Annotated in this window: 11 protein-coding genes; 5 read left to right on the top strand and 6 right to left on the bottom strand. The window is 47.8% G+C overall.

All coding sequences use genetic code 11. From position 1 onward, the window contains the following. Positions 1 to 295 precede the first annotated feature (295 nt). On the bottom strand, positions 296 to 904 hold the full coding sequence (locus tag NG796_RS15025) for a hypothetical protein (protein WP_261207661.1): 609 nt from the start codon (positions 902 to 904) through the stop codon (positions 296 to 298). A gap of 691 nt (positions 905 to 1,595) precedes the next feature. Here NG796_RS15025 and dusB point away from each other — a divergent pair. Continuing rightward, the gene (dusB, locus tag NG796_RS15020; protein WP_261207660.1) at positions 1,596 to 2,621 is read left to right on the top strand and encodes a tRNA dihydrouridine synthase DusB; all 1,026 of its coding nucleotides are present in this window, start codon (positions 1,596 to 1,598) and stop codon (positions 2,619 to 2,621) included. Between the two features lie 101 nt (positions 2,622 to 2,722). Here the strand turns inward: dusB and NG796_RS15015 are convergent, their stop codons facing one another. Further along, the gene (locus NG796_RS15015; RefSeq protein ID WP_261207659.1) at positions 2,723 to 4,987 is read right to left on the bottom strand and encodes a RelA/SpoT family protein; all 2,265 of its coding nucleotides are present in this window, start codon (positions 4,985 to 4,987) and stop codon (positions 2,723 to 2,725) included. Positions 4,988 to 5,269: 282 nt separating this feature from the next. Here NG796_RS15015 and patD point away from each other — a divergent pair, with 282 nt between their 5' ends. The 3 genes from patD to NG796_RS15000 all read left to right on the top strand — a co-directional run bounded on the left by patD (position 5,270) and on the right by NG796_RS15000 (position 8,209). Beyond that, entirely contained in the window at positions 5,270 to 5,641 is a 372-nt protein-coding gene (gene patD, locus NG796_RS15010) for a heterocyst frequency control protein PatD (RefSeq protein WP_261207658.1), read from the top strand. Between the two features lie 110 nt (positions 5,642 to 5,751). After that, on the top strand, positions 5,752 to 6,318 hold the full coding sequence (locus NG796_RS15005) for a zf-TFIIB domain-containing protein (protein ID WP_261207657.1): 567 nt from the start codon (positions 5,752 to 5,754) through the stop codon (positions 6,316 to 6,318). Between the two features lie 235 nt (positions 6,319 to 6,553). Beyond that, entirely contained in the window at positions 6,554 to 8,209 is a 1,656-nt protein-coding gene (locus NG796_RS15000; protein ID WP_261207656.1) for a dipeptide ABC transporter ATP-binding protein, read from the top strand. Positions 8,210 to 8,638: 429 nt separating this feature from the next. Here NG796_RS15000 and NG796_RS14995 read toward each other — a convergent pair whose 3' ends face one another. The 4 genes from NG796_RS14995 to NG796_RS14980 form a co-directional block, all read right to left on the bottom strand. Then, complete coding sequence (locus tag NG796_RS14995) at positions 8,639 to 9,427, bottom strand: class I SAM-dependent methyltransferase (RefSeq protein WP_261207655.1); 789 nt, start codon at positions 9,425 to 9,427, stop codon at positions 8,639 to 8,641. Between the two features lie 378 nt (positions 9,428 to 9,805). Continuing rightward, positions 9,806 to 10,021, bottom strand: a complete 216-nt coding sequence (locus NG796_RS14990; protein ID WP_261207653.1) for a hypothetical protein — start codon at positions 10,019 to 10,021, stop codon at positions 9,806 to 9,808. Positions 10,022 to 10,773: 752 nt separating this feature from the next. Further along, positions 10,774 to 11,946, bottom strand: a complete 1,173-nt coding sequence (moeB, locus tag NG796_RS14985; RefSeq protein WP_261207652.1) for a molybdopterin-synthase adenylyltransferase MoeB — start codon at positions 11,944 to 11,946, stop codon at positions 10,774 to 10,776. 330 nt (positions 11,947 to 12,276) lie between these two features. Then, entirely contained in the window at positions 12,277 to 16,503 is a 4,227-nt protein-coding gene (locus NG796_RS14980; protein ID WP_261207651.1) for a CHAT domain-containing protein, read from the bottom strand. Between the two features lie 951 nt (positions 16,504 to 17,454). On the opposite strand from NG796_RS14980, the gene NG796_RS14975 reads away from it, so the two are divergent. After that, on the top strand, positions 17,455 to 17,655 hold a 201-nt coding region (locus tag NG796_RS14975), incomplete at its 3' end, for a hypothetical protein (protein WP_261207650.1).

Genomic DNA, 17,655 nt, shown 5'->3' with positions numbered 1-17,655 from the left:
AACCAGTGTATCTGTTCTCGGGTGATGATGTTAAATTGAGGAATATTCGCTCGTGATTACAGCAATATCCCCCGCCCTTTGGTGTGAAAGGGTGTGATCCAGTGTTTGGATTCACCCCATCAAGGCGATCGCGGGGGATAGACCGATTATCAAGATTTTGTTCCACGATGGGGAACCAGCCAAGGGGTTGAAGACAGGGAAATGCTTGCCCAATGAGGTTGTCATCCCCTTTAAAAAGTGTTGACCCTGAATTAAAGTTGAGTGCAAGACGATTAAAATAACACCCCCGGTTTATTTATGCCGAAAAATTTTCTAATTCAGATACGGCATAACGGGCGATCGCCAAACTGAGGCGGGCTTTTTCAATCTCCGATAAGTTCGACCAGGTTTTCTGGCTGATCGTAGTTACGGTGGAGTCGAGGGACTCGCCTCGCATGGCATAGGCAAAGGGTCTGGCTAAAACCTGTAAATCGTCGGGAGTCCACTGCGGCAGCAGTTCGCTGACACATTGGACTAAGCGGTGAGCCATCGAGGTTTCTCCAGCGGTGAGGGTTTGAGCGCGATCTGCGATCGCCTCTAACCAGATTGAAGGCACTTGGGTCCCAAACTTTTGCCGTAAAGCGGCTTTAACTTTCTCCACTACGGAGGTTTCCGAGGGATGGGCGGCCCACAGTCTCTCAAAAGCGGCGATCGCCGTTTGGGCTTGCGGTGCAAACTCAGCTTCGTCAGTCAACCACAAGGGTTCAACCGACGCTTCTACAGTGGCAAAATACGCTTCAGTCTCAATCCCGGTCGGGTTCCAAGGGTAAGGAACTTCTACCTGGTTTAGTAGCTCTAAGAGTTCTAACTCCAGATGAGATTGATAATATTCTCCACATTCAAGATCACGGGGTTGATTTGGCATGAATGATGCTCCTGGTCAGTGCATGGATGGATTTGCTTTGATATCGTTAGCTACAATAGCGGTTCTCTCCGTTCCGCAATCGAGGAAGGGATCGCTAGATAGGCATTATTCTTCTACACCTTCTTTGCATTTTCCTAGCTTTACCTTTCTTCACAAAATGGGTGATTTTTGCTTAAATTCTGGCTTGAGAAGGGTAATTTTTGAGGAAAGAAAAAACCTTAAAAGAATCTAAATATAGATTAAATGCTCAATCCTTCGGAAAAAAACCGATGAAGAGGACAGATTCAGAGGAAATGTTTCGGACTGGGCAAGAGTGGCGATCGCCAGGGTTAAGGTTCAACACTTGATGAGTTTCGGAAGCTTCTCAAACCTCTGGACAAATCATGCCATTTTTCTAGTCTAGCATGGAATAATGAGAGCCTGTAGACATTCACGGCTACCGCCTTTCCCCTAGTTATGAGTTACATTTTGGGAGTGCAAGCATCAAGCTGGCTATTGACCATAGCCAGCCCGCTGTAAGTGATCATGCCCTGGCTTGTCGCCAACATACTGCGCTCAATAGCTGTACCTCATGAGTCCAGGAACCGCTATCCGCCCTAGGTAAGAACCGAGGCAAATGGGGTAAAACGGGTCTCCGCTTCCTGGAATCCGGAACGGCTTAACTTCATGGTTATCCTCCTAGAAATACAAAATGCTCGTTCTTTCTCCTGAATTGCAAAACAAACTTGCAACCCCTCTAAAAATTGGTCACCTCACCGTAAAAAGTCGGGTCTTGCAATCTCCCTTATCCGGGGTTACGGATTTAGTCTTTCGTCGTCTGGTCCGTCGCTATGCACCGGACTCCATGATGTACACAGAAATGGTCCAAGCGAGCAGTTTGCGCTATTTGCAGGAGGTCCCGAAAATTATGGAAGTGGACCCAAATGAACGACCGATTAGTATTCAACTTTTTGACTGTCGCCCAGATTTTTTAGCGGAGGCGGCAGTAATGGCGGTAGCAGAAGGGGCCGATACCATTGATATTAATATGGGCTGCCCAGTGAATAAAATTACCAAAAATGGTGGGGGTTCTTCGTTGTTGCGGGACCCGAAAACTGCTGAAGCGATCATCCGTGCCGTAGTCAAAGCCGTATCAGTTCCCGTGACGGTGAAAACCCGGATTGGTTGGTCTGATCAAGAGATTAATATCCTCGACTTTGCCAAGGGAATGGAGGATGCGGGTGCGGCAATGATTACGATTCATGGGCGGACTCGGGACCAAGGATATCACGGCAGTGCGAAATGGGACTGGATTCGCCGAGTTAAGGAGGTGCTATCAATTCCGGTGATTGGGAATGGGGATATTTTTTCGGTGGAAATGGCGGTACGCTGTTTGGAGGAAACGGGGGCTGATGGGGTGATGTGTTCCCGGGGAACCTTGGGATATCCGTTTTTAGTGGGAGAAATTGACCATTTTCTGAAAACTGGGGAGGAGTTGTCTGCACCCACTCCCATTCAGCGTTTGGAATGTGCGAAGGAGCATTTACGGGGGTTGTGGGAGTACAAAGGCGATCGCGGAGTCCAACAGGCGCGAAAGCATTTGACTTGGTACGTGAAAGGGTTTTACGGTGCCGGAGAGCTACGGGATCAGTTAGCCCGAGTGGAGTCAGTGGACCAGGGATGCGACTTAATCGATCGCGCGATCGCTCAACAACAATGGACAATGGATAATGAATAATGGACAATGGATAATGGATAATGGAAAAATGACTAATGACCCATATCAATTATCAATTATCAATTATCAATTACCAATTACCAATTATCAATTGCCCTGAGTTAATCGGCGGCATTACTCAGGCGTCGCAGATTTAGCACATCGCTGATTTGGCGAATTTGGTTAAAGGTGCGTTCGAGTTGGTGGCGATCGCAAATATCAATCCCCAGTTCGATAGTTGCCGGTTTACCCATGTAGGTTTTCACGTTGGCGCTGCGGACGTTGACATTGTTATCTTTCAATCGAGACAAAATATCGTTGAGTACACCGACGCGATCGAGCACTTCGATGGAAATCTCAACAGGATAGCTTTGAGGACGGCCCTCGGAGCAATCTGTGGGATTCCAGTTGACGGGGACGAGGCGATCGCCTGGGATCCCTTCAACATTAGAACAGCCTTGGCGGTGAATGGAAATACCCCGATCGCCCCGGGTGACAATTCCAATAATGGCTTCTCCGGGGATCGGGGTACAACATCGCGCCAAATGATAAACCAATCCCTCGACTCCGGCGATCGGGTGTTTTCCTTTCGTCTGTGCTGGGGGAAGAGAGGCCCTGACGGTGACTCCGGGCAGTAACAAAGGCTGAGTTTGGGCTAAAGTTTGGCGATCGGTGACTTCACCCCGGAGGCGATGCACCACTTGATTGAGGGTGAGTTCCCCATAGCCGACTCCGGCGAGTAAATCCTCTACACTGTGGTAATTACAGCGTTGAGCCACTTGCAGCATTTGTTCCGATTTGAGCAAAGATTCAAATCCATTTTTGCCCAGTTCTTTTTCCAACATATCCCGACCCCGTTGGACATTTTCATCCCGATGCGATCGCTTGTACCACTGGCGAATTCGGGTTTTGGCGGTAGTCGTAATCGCGAAATTCAGCCAATCTAAACTCGGGTGACAATTTTTCTGGGTGAGAATTTCAACGATATCCCCATTATTTAAGGGAGTATCCAAGGTGACCAGTCGCTCATTCACCCGCGCCCCTGCACAATGGTTACCGACTTCGGTATGAATTCGATAGGCAAAATCTACTGGGGTTGCGCCTTGTTTTAATGAGATTAAATCACCTTGAGGGGTAAAAACATAGACATCTTCATCAAATAAATTATCCTTAACATTTTCCAGATATTCTTGAGCGTCTTTGAGGTCACTTTGCCATTCCAATAGCTGCCGTAACCAGGTGAATTTCTCATCATCGTTATTGAGTTTACTGTGACTGGATCCGGTTTCTTTATATTTCCAGTGGGCGGCGATCCCATACTCGGCAACGTGATGCATTTCCACGGTTCGGATTTGCACTTCAATGGGCCTGCCTGTCGGTCCGAGAACGACGGTATGCAAGGATTGATAGCGGTTGGGTTTAGGCAGGCCGATATAGTCTTTGAAGCGACCGGGTAGCGGACGAAACGCATCGTGGGCGATCGCCAAGGCACGGTAGCATTCTTCGCTTTTTTGCACGAGAATTCTCACCGCTGCGACGTCGTATATTTCTTCAAATTTTTTGTTCTGGCGCTGCATTTTTTGATAGATCCCGTACAGATGCTTGGGACGTCCACTAACTTCGGTACAACCGATCCCCAGTTCTTCTAGGCGCAGTCGCAGGGTTTCGGTGACTTTATTCAGTCGGGTTTCGCGATCAATCCGTTTTTCAGCGACGAGATCTTGCATCTGTCGGTAGGACTCGGGTTCGAGATATTTAAAGGCGAGGTCTTCGAGTTCCCATTTAAACCGACCGATCCCCAGGCGATTGGCTAGAGGTGCAAAGATTTCGCGGGTTTCCAAGGCGATGCGCTGACGCTTGACATCGGCGAGGGATTCTAGGGTGCGCATATTATGCAGGCGATCGGCGAGTTTAACGACGATGACTCGGATATCTTGGGCCATCGCTAGAAACATCCGGCGAAAGTTCTCTGCCTGTCGTTCGGTTTTGCTGGAAAAGTTAAATTTTGAGAGTTTGGTTACCCCTTCGACCAGTTGGCGGACCTCGGTCCCAAAGCGCTTTTCGATTTCTTCTGGGGTGACTTCGGTATCTTCGACCACATCATGCAAAAACCCAGCGGCAATCATGGCGCTGCTACCGCCAAGTTCCCGCAGCAGTCCGGCAACGGCGATCGGATGGATGATATAAGGTTCGCCGGATTTGCGTCGCTGACATTCATGGAGTTGATAGGCAAATTCAAACGCCCGACAGATCAGGGAGTTATCGTTCTGGGATAGATCGGGGTGGGTTGAGTCTGGAGATTCGTTATAGGAGATTAAACAGGTTTGTAGCCATTCGGGAATCTCGACATCAAAAGAGCAGGTTGGCGCAACGGGATTCATTATCATAAGACTGTCTGAAGGATTAACAATAGGGTGAACTTGAGAAGATTGATCAATTTTAGGGCATTTATTGTATCTTCAGATACAGAAAGCCCGGAAATGAGGAGCTTGTAGCTGAGGGTGCAGGGTCTTTATTGCGAGGTGGGCCGGAAATGTGTAAATCCCCTAGCTGTTGACATCGGGCAAGACACTCTGCATCGCTCAGGCTTGCAATTTATATCTAAGTTAAAGTTTTATTAAATTGTACGGATTGCCTACTTTATTAATATAGACAACTTTCTTCAACTTATGCTGCCGGATCTTCATACCCAGTGTTATCAAAATTTGATGCAAGCACTAAGCCAATTGTCTGAAACGGTCAATGGGCCGAATCCTGATCAAGCGACGGTGCGAGCCAGTACACTTGAAATACAACAATTGTTTCAGGATCAAATCTTGAGCTTAGGGATGGATGAGCTAGAACCCGGTATGGTATCCCTGGTGCAGTCGTTTCAAACGGAACTGCATAAGCAGATCCGTTTGTTGGGAAATGACGTGATATTTTTAGTCTCGGCCCGACAAGCGGAGACCCGTGAGCGACGCTGGTCTGAGGTCCGCGATCGCCTTAAGGGTTGTATCGGCTACTGCGAAGCCATTTTGTCGATTCCCGCCCCTAATTAATTCTAGGGGCCAGGGTTAAAGTCCGGATGCGCGATCGCCCCTCCTGGACTGTCTAGCCCCCATTCGTTCCAAGTCCCATTTTTGAAGGTGTAACCGGGAAAGAAAGAGCCATGCAATGCCCAAAAGATAAGAATGAGACCCTAGTCGATGGATTTTTGTCCGGGGATCTCCCCGTCAAGCACTGCGCGGAATGTCAAGGCAGTTGGATTTCCTCAACCGACTACGAACCCTGGCGATCGCAGCAACGTCGGCAGATGATTCCCCCAACCTACGTCGCTCGCGAAGTCGGCACCCATTTTATGCCCCCTGAGACGGACATGAAAGCGGGATTATGTCCCGAATGTAATCGCTATCTTTCCCGTTCCAAAGTAATGGCAAAAAACCCGTTCTATGTGGAACGCTGTCCCAGTTGCGGTGGGTTCTGGTGCGATCGCGGGGAATGGGAAATCCTCGAAGAACTAGAACTCCATGATAGCCTAGAACAGATTTTTTCGGGGGAATGGCAAGCCCGAGTGCGAGCGGCCCTTCAATCGGAAAAAGAACGGGATGCCACTATCGAAAAATTAGGTCCAGACGTTGCGGAAATGGTCTTTGAACTCGCGGAAGTTCTCGAACAACACCCCAATGGCGATTTCGGCGTAGCCTATTTAATGCGGCGCTTTGATAAACCGCAATGAGGATGGGGGAGATGGGGAGGATGGGGAGGATGGGGGAGATGGGGGGGATGGGGGAGATGGGGAGGATGGGGAGGATGGGGAGGATGGGGAGGATGGGGAGAGAAAACGACTGAAGTCTTGACGTTGAAGGGGGGATTAAGGACTTAAGTCAATCCCCCCTATCTCCCCCATCCCCCCTATCTCCCCCATCTCCCCCATCTCCCGTCTCCCATCAAATAACCAACAACCAACAACCATGAATGACGCTTTATTTCGTGTAGAAAATCTGCGAGTTGCCTACCCTACCGGACGCGGTAGGGGTGGGAGTGAGTCGGTTTGGGCGGTGGATGGGGTATCTTTTACCCTGTCACCGGGGGAACGGATGGGACTGGTGGGAGAATCCGGCTGCGGGAAGTCTACTTTAGGACGAGCAGCGATGCGATTGTTGCCTCCTTCTAGCTTGGTGGAGGGACAAGTTTTTTTTAAGGGTCAGTCTGTGTTTGATTTAACCCCATCGGAGTTGCGCCGGTTTCGAGGGGAAGCCGTGGCCCTGATTTTCCAAGACCCGATGACGAGGTTAGACCCTCTGATGACGATAGGAGATCATTGTATAGAGACTCTAAACGCTCATCAACCGAATTTAAGCCGGAAACAGGCTAAGGACAAGGCGATCGCCACTTTGGAGGCGGTTAAGATTCCAGCAGCGCGATGGTCTCAATATCCTCATGAGTTTAGTGGGGGGATGCGCCAACGGGTGGCGATCGCCTTGGCACTGTTGCTCGATCCCAAGTTAATTGTCGCCGATGAACCGACTACCAGTTTAGATGTGACGGTTTCAGCGGAAATTTTACAGGAACTTACTCGTCTCTGTCGGGAGCGGGATTTGGCCCTGTTGCTGATTTCTCACGATTTGGCAATGGTCGGGGAATATTGCGATCGCATTGCGGTCATGTATAAAGGCGAAATGGTAGAAACCGGCAAAACTCAAGAGGTTTTGTTTAATCCCCAACATCCCTATACACAATCTCTGCTGAAAGCTGCCTTACATATTCAGGCGATCGACCCGGATGCGGTAGAAACCCCTCCCGACCTCAAATCCACTCCTTTACTTTCCCTGAAAGACTTACAGCAGCATTATACCTTAGAAACTAACTTACTCGATCGCTGGCTGTCGGGGAAACAAAGCCAGACGATTAAAGCGGTGGATGGAGTTAATTTACAGATTTACAAAGGAGAAATTCTCGGGTTAGTGGGAGAATCCGGCTGTGGAAAAAGTACCCTCTCTCGCACAATTTTACAACTGGTGACCCCTACAGGGGGTCAGGTGGAATTTTTAGGTCAGGAACTCACTCAACTGTCCCGGCGGTCCATGCAGCAACAACGCAGACAGATCCAGATGGTGTTTCAAGACCCTCACGCTTGTCTTAATCCGATGATGACGGTAGGACAAAGCATTGCTGACCCGTTGTTTATTCATCATTTAGCCACGCCAGAGCAAGCTAAACAATTGGTGATGAAGATGTTGGAACGGGTAGGGTTAACTCCAGCAGCAGACTTTTATGAGCGCTATCCTTCGGATTTGTCCGGGGGTCAACAGCAACGAGTCGCGATCGCCCGCGCTTTGATTACCCAGCCTCAGTTACTGATTTGTGATGAGCCGGTGAGTATGTTAGATGCCAGCGTCCAAACTCAGGTATTGGAGTTGATGTTGGAACTCAAGCAGGAATTTGACCTAACTTATTTGTTTATTACCCATGATTTGTGGGTAGCGCGGTTTTTCTGCGATCGCATTGCGGTGATGAATTCGGGTCAAATTGTAGAACTCGGCAACACCCGCGAGATTTTCACCAATCCTCAGCATCCCTATACCAAAACCCTACTTGGTGCAGCTCCTTTGTTAGCCCGCACTTAATCGAAATGGGGTCCCTTGGTGGGGAAACTCGTCCTCTTCCGGCGATCGGGGGAGGGCGATTTTTATAGCTCGGAAAAATAAGTAGATTTGCTCCCTGCTTATCATGAATATATAAAGTTTTATGTAATTTTTACTACAAATGGAGAGGCGATCGGCGATAATTAAATCAGATACCCTAAAACCCTTATTGAATTCGAGGATGGCAAGCATCTACTCTGATTAAACTCCAGAGGGGATGGGACGCCAGATAAAACCATGACTCCTGAAATTATCAACAGCTTATGGATTCTGCTCGTTATAACGATGTTCAGCATCATTTACTGCCCTTTACTCTGTTGGATTCTCCCGAATCGAAGCGGCATCGCATAGCGGAAATCCCCGTTAAAACTCCTCACCCACGGTAGTAAACCGTGGGATTTTTTTAGGAAGCTATCCTAATTTTTGTGCTCTAATTCGGATTCGTTTATAATCCGCGAACCAAGTCCCCTCTTGATACAATTGCGGGGATAGTTGAGTTTCAATATCGGCTAAAATTCTCTCTTGCGCTTCCTGTGGAATTTTCATAAATAACCGATTTCCAAACATAAAAATCCAATTTTTTAATCCATTTTCCCCATCTTCTAACGGAGTGGGACGGTCAAATAATTGAGCCAAGTCAACTTCAAACCCTCTCTGTTCTAAGAGGGTGGTATATTCACTAATACTGGGAAAATACCAGGGATTGAGAGTGATATCCACGGGATAACCCGCTGATTCTATGCTGTGATAGCAAGCTTGAATAATTTGCTGAACATTGCCTTTGCCGCCAAATTCCGCCACGAATAATCCACCGGGTTTGAGGGATTTAAAAATTCCCTCAATGACGTTTTCTGCGGCTTTCATCCAGTGGAGTGCAGCGTTAGAAAAGACTTTATCAAATTGTTCATAAAAGTCTAATTTTTCGCCATCCTTGACCTGAAATGTGAGGTGGGGATAGGACTGACGCGCTTGAGTAATCATTGCTACAGACTGATCCACGCCGATGACTTCAGCACCAGCATTGGCAATTTGTTGGGCGAGATAACCTGTACCACAGCCTAAATCTAGGATGCGATCGCCTGTTTTAGGTTGCAAGAGTTCTAATAAATCAGTTCCATACTGACTGACAAAACCATGTTTGAGATCGTACAGTTCCGCATTCCATTCCGTTCGGTTTAATGGGGAAGATGGCAGGTTCATGTAGTTTCACCTTTAGGACTCAATATTCGTAGTAACCACTTCAGGCGTTACTACAACTCTGAATTAAATATTGTACTTCCCTGGCCGAAATTGGAGCGGTTGGCTGTAGGGATAAAAAGTGGAAATTCTGGGAAATGTTAGGTGATAGGGGGTTGAAATCTTGTCCTGTTGGGGTTTCAGGCGTGCTACCCAACAGGAACAGAAATCAGAAATACGCAACCCAGGTGGAAGCAAAGACGAAAAGCAGTTTTATCGGTGGAATTGGCGATCAAGGGTATCATTTTGCCCTGAAATAGGGCGGCACTCAGGTACGTTGGAGGCCAGCGATCGCAAGAGTTTGTAAAAATCAAACGTTTTCCAGTTAATTGACTGATAAGTTTACCACCCAGTAGACCGTTCGCGGAAGCTTTCTAAGGAAGATAGGCGATCGGGAAGATCCCGCAGCATTTTCTCCATTTCCATTTCTTCTTTCTCCCAATCATTGGGACGACAAACTGGGGTCCGAGAGTCGGTTCGGTAGCTTTGAGACGGAGTGGCTGACCCTTCAAGGGAGGTGGATTGATGTCGTTGGGCTTCAGACGTGGGGCCTAGCATAGCATTCTCCTCAATAATGATAGTTTTAAGGTATTGGGGTTGATCCTACTGGATTATGTCCTTTCTCTTTTTAGTTTTCCCGATTCGCAGATTAAATCCGCATTTTTGAAAAAATGCTTAATTCCCTAGGGGGATCAAGTTAAAATTTATCTGAAGATAGTTGACAAAGTTAGAGATTTACCCATACTAACCTTCAGGAGAATCTCAACCTAACCCAAAGAATGCTTAATCTTGTTGGCGATCGCCCGGATTATTTTTAGACTAGAGTCAGGCTCAAACCGACTGAGGATTGCTAGTTACTGTCATGCAAACTTCATACCCATTTCATAGGAACGTAATATGCCTTGGATATATTAATCACTAGCTGGACGCAAGCAATGCCACTGGATTAGAGCGTTGACACCTTCTAATACCTTCGGCGCATTTAGTGTGGTTTGGTCCTTATGTCAGAGTTAAGTACACCGGACCTCAATCCTTGCATTCATTCTAAGATCGCTGAATGAATGTAGGGATGGGTTACATCTAAAAATCATGCCCTCATGTCACATTTTGAACCCCTCCAGGCCCTCTGGGGGGTTTTTTGTAGGTGCGATCGCCCCAGTGATTAGACCGCTTGCAGAATAGTCTTAAGCGGATTGGCGCTGTTAAGGAAGGTTAGGGGTATCGAACCCGAATTGGGCAAAAAGTCTATTTTTGAGGGCGATCGCACTCCATCAAAAAACCCTGTATTCTAGCCGGAATTTTTGAATTCCTTAATACTGCGGCACCGACGGATCCACCTCTTGACTCCAGGCGGTAATTCCACCTTTGAGGTTGGTTCCTTCAATGCCTGCTTCCTTCAAAATTCCCAAGGCTTTAGCCGATCGCCCGCCCATTTTGCAATGCGCAATCACCCGATGACCATTTGCCAATTCTTTCACCTTATCAACTCCCTTCCCCTGTTCAATATCCCCTAACGGGACCAAAACTGAACCCGGAATTTGAGCAATTTCATACTCGTTCGGGTTGCGAACATCAATCACCACAAAATCTGTTGCACCACTGTCCATCAATTGCTTGAGTTCAGTAGCGGTCATTTCTGAAATTTCCATTTGTTGTTGAGCCTCCGCTGCTTTTGCTTGAGGAATTCCGCAAAATTGTTCATAATCAATCAGTTCTTCAATCACGGGCCGAACGGGATTGGGCCGCAATTTCAACTCTCGGAATTTCATATCTAAAGCATTATAAAGCAAGAGCCGACCGCTGAGGGTAGTTCCAGTGCCCGTGATGATTTTGACGGTTTCTGTGGCTTGGATCACCCCAATAATCCCTGGGAGAATGCCTAAAACGCCCCCTTCAGCACAGGATGGGACCAGTCCGGGCGGTGGCGGTTCTGGGTACAAGTCGCGGTAGTTGGGACCGCCTTGATAATTAAACACCGTTGCTTGACCTTCAAAGCGGTAAATGGAACCATAGATGTTCGGTTTATCCAACAAGACGCAGGCATCGTTGACTAAGTATCGCGTCGGGAAGTTATCGGTGCCATCTACGACAATATCGTAAGGTTTGAGGATATCTAGGGCATTTTCTGCACTGATCCGGGTGTTATAGAGGTCAACTTGGCAGAAGGGATTAATTTCTAAAATGCGGTGTTTAGCGGATTCGATTTTGGGTTTGTTCACCCAGGAGGTCCCGTGGATAACTTGCCGTTGCAGGTTGGAGGTATCCACAATATCGAAATCAACAATGCCAATTCTTCCGACCCCGGCAGCCGCTAAATAGAGCAGCAAGGGGGCCCCGAGACCTCCGGTCCCAATACAAAGGACGCTGGCGGCTTTCAGGCGCTTTTGCCCTTCTACGCCTATTTCGGGTAAGATTAAATGACGGGAATACCGTTCGTAATCGTCTGAGTTTAGCTGGATTTCATCCAAATTGGGATTTAACATGGCAGTGTTGCTCGGGCAGGGCAAACTCCTATTTTATTATTTTATCGAAATTTGTTGACCCTGTTGCCCTGGATGCGATCGCCCCCAGGTTTCTTGACACCTCAGTGTGAATTTTGATCCCTTTTAGGATTCAGCCATTGCCCTCACTCGGGTTAGTGAGAATTATCCCCTTATCCTCGATGGCGATCGCCTCCTTATTATATCAAGTCCGAGGGATTAACCTCAAAAAACAGTTCTTCCTCTTCTCCCCCTTCCCTTCAAGGGAAGGGGGTTGGGGGATTAGGTCAGTGGAAGTGAGCGACCCAACATGATATTACTGGTATTATATCACTACCAGGGACTACCAATCATGGTAAATCCGGCCCAATAATAAGGGTGAGATAAATCAGTATTCTCTACTCCTGCTAAATCAGCAGGCAGTTGTACGCCGCGTAAAGCCCCAGTCCCGCGTAGTTCACCCTCAGCAATTTTGACTTCTCCCCGGAGGAGAGATAATTGAGCTTCTTGCAACGCTTCAGCTTTGATGGGTGATTCTACCAGATATTGATAAAATTCGGTCATCAGTGCCAAAGTTCCCTCATCACTCACATACCATAAAGAAGCCAAAGCCGATTTAACCCCGGCAGCGAGTGCTAAACCGGCAAATCCTAATTCGGCAGTTTCATCACCGACGGCAGTCCGACAGGCACTGAGTACCAATAACTCAACTGGCGGATTGTTCCATCCTAGGGTTCGTAATTCATCTAGGTAGAGTTGTTCATTCCAGAGTTGAATAAACGAAGTCTTTTGTCCCCCGGGGTTAAATTCGGCATGAGTTGCCAAGTGGATAATTTGATAAGGATATTCTTGGCGTTTGGCAATTAAATTGGTGCGAGTAAAAGATTCATTGAGCAATGCTTGACCCTGCCAGAGTTGTTCGGCAATGGTGGAGAGTTCTAAGGGGACGGCAGGGAGGGGATTGAGTTGGGTAAATTGACTTGCACCCATTGCTAAAACGCGACTGTTACGAAGGGGAATGTAACGCATATCGGTCAAACTAATGCTGGGAATCAGGGCGATCGCGTATTGTTCAATCAGAAATTTTTCCCCATCATGTAAAGCGGCAATGGGAAGACTCCGCAATCCGGCATCCATACTAAAGAGTAAGGTATCAATATTTTGCGCCGCTAATTCTTCTTGAATGGGAGCAATTAACCATCGATACAGGGTTTGTGCCGGGATTAAATATTGGGTGGTATTCCGGAAGCGAGGATTAGCAATTTGCTGACGTAATTCAAATGCCGCTTGCAAGATTGCTTGCCGAGTTGCTTCTGGAACCGTCTTCCGAATGGGAGTTCCCTCGGTTGTTACAACCACAAGTTCTAATTGTTCCGGCAATAATAACGTATAGACGATCGCGGGTTTGGTGTTGGTTTGTTGGGTAATTTTTTCCAAGGTATCGCGAATGCTTTCCGTGGATTGGAGAGGTTGTTGAGACAGATCGGTGCCTAAGTAATTGGCAAATTGCTGATCCTGAAGGCGATCGAGTTGTAAGACAGCATTGCTGACATTTCCCACCTCTAGGGATTGGGTAATAGTTGCCACATTCATAGGGATGGGTGGGGGTGCAACTGGTCCCGGTGGCAGATTGCCGCCTGGGGAAGGGGAATTTTCCCGGGGAGGTTGTGAGGCAGGAGTAGTGGGTGCAGGTTGCGGACCGATCGCCCCTGGATTGCTGGGATTTGGGCCAGCCGGGGTAAGTGCGATGGGCGATTGTACCCCCAGTCCAGAGGGAGGGGAGAGGGGTTCTAGGGTCAAAATAGGGGGTGCAGAAACACTCTCCGGACCATTAGGACGGGCGATCGCTGGGGTTGGATTGTTTACGAGATCGAGGTTGCCATTGGGTTGCACTTGTCCAAGTTGCTGCTGTTGAGGGGGTGGCGGTGGTTGCATTCCTCCTGGTGGTGGCGGTTGCATTCCTCCTGCTGGTGGCGGTGGTTGAGTTCCTGCTGGTGGCGGTGGTTGAGTTCCTCCTGGCGGTGGCGGTTGCATTCCTCCTGGTGGCGGTGGTTGCATTCCTCCTGGCGGTGGTGGTTGCATTCCTCCTGGCGGTGGCGGTTGAGTTCCTCCTGGCGGTGGCGGTTGAGTTCCTCCTGGCGGTGGCGGTTGAGTTCCTCCCGGTGGTGGCGGTTGAGTTCCTCCCGGTGGTGGTGGTTGAGTTCCTCCTGATGGCGGTGGCGGTTGAGTTCCTCCTGATGGCGGTGGTGGTTGAGTTCCTCCTGATGGTGGTGGCGGTTGAGTTCCTCCCGTTGGTGGTGGTGGTTGGGTTCCTCCTGATGGCGGTGGCGGTTGAGTTCCTCCTGATGGCGGTGGCGGTTGAGTTCCTCCTGATGGTGGTGGCGGTTGAGTTCCTCCCGTTGGTGGTGGTGGTTGGGTTTCTCCCGTTGGTGGTGGTGCGAAATTGGAGAGAATGGCGATGTTGCCTTGAGTGCGATCGCTGGATAAGAGAATACCGTTGAGTTGTTCAGTTCCAGTAAAAATGCCGCCGACAGTTCCATTGGTTCTGGCATCGCCTACAATAAAGGGGGTTTCGCTATCCCCGCCATGCCGAATGACGATCGCCTCGTTGCCATTGGCATCAGCAGTATAAAGACTCGTGGGAATATCTAGGCGATCGCGCAAAGTTCCCGTTGCCCGAAAAAATCCCCCCGTATTGATTTCAATCCTGCCACCGCTACCGTTAGTGCCTCCCGAGGCATCAATCGCCAGGACTTCAATATCTCCAGAAGAAGTGAGGGAAACATCTCCGCCACTAGAGATAATCTCACCCGTTTGAATCCCATTAGTTCCAGGATTTGACGTTAAGGTGATATTGCCACCATTGGAAGAGAGAATCGCATTGCTATCAATGAACAGTCCCCCATTTCCTGATTGTGATTGATTTGCGGTGAGGGTAATGTCTCCCTGATTGGTCTGAATATTACCATAGACGGCGATCTGATTTCCCGCTTCCGCAGTCAATCCGACCCCAGGGGTTTGAATGGCGATCGCGGTATTGAAGGTAATGTCCTCACTTGCTTGCAGAATGACATGGGTTGTCGCATTATTAATCAAGTCTACCGCGATCGCCGTGGGTTCACCCAAATCCGGGTCTGCAAAGGCATCAACGTCAGACAAATTAGCTGTATTCTCGGTACTGCTGACTATCTCTATATTTGTCGGATCCAGTAAGAGAATTCCCGATGTGCCATAAGGTGCAAGGGTATTGACAGTCCCTTGAAAGTCTAAAAATTCCTGTCCTGATATTTCTACAAATCCCCCATTTTGAGATAAGTAAGCAGGATGAGAACCCCCTCGGGCAGTGACTTGTCCATAGAAGCGAGTGGTTTGATCGGACCAGATAATCACTCGTCCTCCATGTGCTGGAGAAGGGGAATTTGTGATTCCGGGTGGATCAGAGATAGAGAGTCCATCGGCATGAATGATGGTATTGGCACTAACAAAAGTGCGAGTGGCGGTGGGAATTGTGTTATTGCCTTGAAAGTCACCACCAATGCGGATTGTACCACCGCCATCAATTCCGGAAGCATCGATCGCCGCATCTAGGACCGCAACGCGATCGCCTACAATAGTAATGCTGGGTAATGCCGACTGATCAGGCGTGTGATCGCTGACATCAAGGGTTCCCGAGGCGATCGCATCCCCAATTTCAGCATTCAGACTGATTCCTGAACCTGTGAGAGCGATCGTCCCATCCGCATTGACTTCTACCCCCGTCGCATTATCTAGGGTTCCCCCGGTGAGTAATTCCGCAAGTGAGAGGGGATTAGGGAGTGATGCCAATCCACTTCCCGTTAGAGTTCTCGATGTTCCCATCTCCAGATCTAAACTTAATAAATGTCCGCTTTGAGAGAGGCGAACCCGATGTTGTCCGGGGATTGCCGCAAGGGTAATATTTCCTCCAGGACTAGACAGAATACCCGCATTGAGAACAGTCCCTCCCATTAAAACCAGTGCGTGACCCGGTTGTAATTCCATCCGGCCAAAATTGGCAATGCTTCCCGGTTTCCAAGAGTCAAAAGCAAACTGCACTGGGGTTCCGACTAACTCCTGCCAATTTTGAAAACCCGTTGCATTAAACCAAGTATTACTATCAAATCCAATTCCCGTTGCTGTAGTGGCAAAAAAATCTCCGGATACATTTAATTGAGCATTTTGTCCGAACAGGATTCCAGCGGGATTCATTAAAAATAGATTAGCATTTCCCCCCGAAATTTGGATTAATCCATTGATAACTGAAGGGTTTCCTCCGATAATTCGTCCCAGAATATTTTGAAGATGAGGGGTGGATTGAAAATTAGAAATTTCTCCAGGATTTAACCCAAATTTATCAAAGCTGTGAAACAGATTGACGCCATCTTTAGAGAGAGTCCCCCCTTGAATATCATATTGATTTCCATTCCATTGAACTTGGGTGCCCGTCCCATCCGCAGCGGGGGAAATTTCTTGCGCGAGAGATAAATTAACGTCCGTGAATACCGCAATGAGACTGAATAAAACTGGGTGAATTAACTTCATTGGGATTACTGGGTTAAGGGGGTTTCGAGTTAGAGGATACAGAAAATTGGGTCATTGGGGTTTAGGGGGTACAAGAGACTGCATCAGAGAGAGGTGGGTGGGTGGGATAGTTATAACGATTGCCTCAACAGGAACACGTCAGCAGCAATCTGAGGTAAAACCTAGAGGAAGAGACAGCCGGACTGATAAAATAAGGGGAAAGCATGGAGGAATAGGGACCCGTGTTAGCGGCATTACTGTACGGAAAATAAGACTTACGTTTAAAAATTGTACCGGATCCGACACCACATTTGGAGGAAGTCATAATTAGGGTGAAAACTGCCACGACTTGCGGAACAGATTTCAAAGTAGGGCAGGGTGGGGGTCATGCCCAGATGTTACAACTTTCCCCCTTATTTATAATACTCTTAATCCTGTTTATGAAGCACTTTATAGGGCGGGCAGTAGACAGATTTCCTTACAAATCTTACTCAGCGATCGCCGGTTCTTCCAAAACTTAGAAAAACCCGGGTAGGATAGGCGCGATCGCCAAGCAATCAAAGGAGCGATCGTTCGTGGATAATCAGGGAATAATATCCAAATTTTTGAATCCCTTATCAGCATTATTTAGGTTTCCTATCCCTGCAAATTGGCCCTTTTTCCCATAAAAGATTAACTGAAAAATCCGGTTTAGCATGAAAGTTTCCCTTTTTTGCTGATTGTTTCTTTAACTGAATTTGCTGGAAATTATTACTAACTTAAAGCAATTAAAACAATGCTTAATTCTTAACTTATTATTGTACATCTCAGGGACCTGAACAACCGTAAAGCTTTATACCGACCGCTATTATTTTGGCGGATAGAGATAAATTCTTACTATGTAAAGTCACGAGTAAATCATCTCGGGATTGTCATCAAAAAGCGATAAATACTTAGAGAGAATACTCTTGACATTGAGGGAAAAGAGATGTTATGACTAAAAAAATAGACCTCAAGCATCAGGAAGATAGAATGACCTTCAATTTTTGGATTAAAGGCTTGAATGTTTCCGCTGTAGCTGGCACAACCTTGGGATTGTTGATGCCTGTATTGCCTGTAGACATCTCCAAAAACTCCAAAACATTACCAGAAAAAGATTCTAAACTTATCGGTTATTTTTCATCTGCATTGATT

The sequence above is a fragment of the Laspinema sp. D2d genome, from assembly GCF_025370755.1.
In the GTDB taxonomy this organism is placed as follows: domain Bacteria; phylum Cyanobacteriota; class Cyanobacteriia; order Cyanobacteriales; family Laspinemataceae; genus Laspinema.
Note: the sequence above shows the minus strand (reverse complement) of the source record. Positions and strands in the feature narration are given on the sequence as shown.

Excerpts from the sequence above, each read along its gene's own strand:
- NG796_RS15025 (WP_261207661.1), bottom strand. The coding sequence starts at position 904 with ATGCCAAATCAACCCCGTGATCTTGAATGTGGAGAATATTATCAATCT.
- dusB (WP_261207660.1), top strand. The coding sequence starts at position 1,596 with ATGCTCGTTCTTTCTCCTGAATTGCAAAACAAACTTGCAACCCCTCTA.
- NG796_RS15015 (WP_261207659.1), bottom strand. The coding sequence starts at position 4,987 with ATGATAATGAATCCCGTTGCGCCAACCTGCTCTTTTGATGTCGAGATT.
- patD (WP_261207658.1), top strand. The coding sequence starts at position 5,270 with ATGCTGCCGGATCTTCATACCCAGTGTTATCAAAATTTGATGCAAGCA.
- NG796_RS15005 (WP_261207657.1), top strand. The coding sequence starts at position 5,752 with ATGCAATGCCCAAAAGATAAGAATGAGACCCTAGTCGATGGATTTTTG.
- NG796_RS15000 (WP_261207656.1), top strand. The coding sequence starts at position 6,554 with ATGAATGACGCTTTATTTCGTGTAGAAAATCTGCGAGTTGCCTACCCT.
- NG796_RS14995 (WP_261207655.1), bottom strand. The coding sequence starts at position 9,427 with ATGAACCTGCCATCTTCCCCATTAAACCGAACGGAATGGAATGCGGAA.
- NG796_RS14990 (WP_261207653.1), bottom strand. The coding sequence starts at position 10,021 with ATGCTAGGCCCCACGTCTGAAGCCCAACGACATCAATCCACCTCCCTT.
- moeB (WP_261207652.1), bottom strand. The coding sequence starts at position 11,946 with ATGTTAAATCCCAATTTGGATGAAATCCAGCTAAACTCAGACGATTAC.
- NG796_RS14980 (WP_261207651.1), bottom strand. The coding sequence starts at position 16,503 with ATGAAGTTAATTCACCCAGTTTTATTCAGTCTCATTGCGGTATTCACG.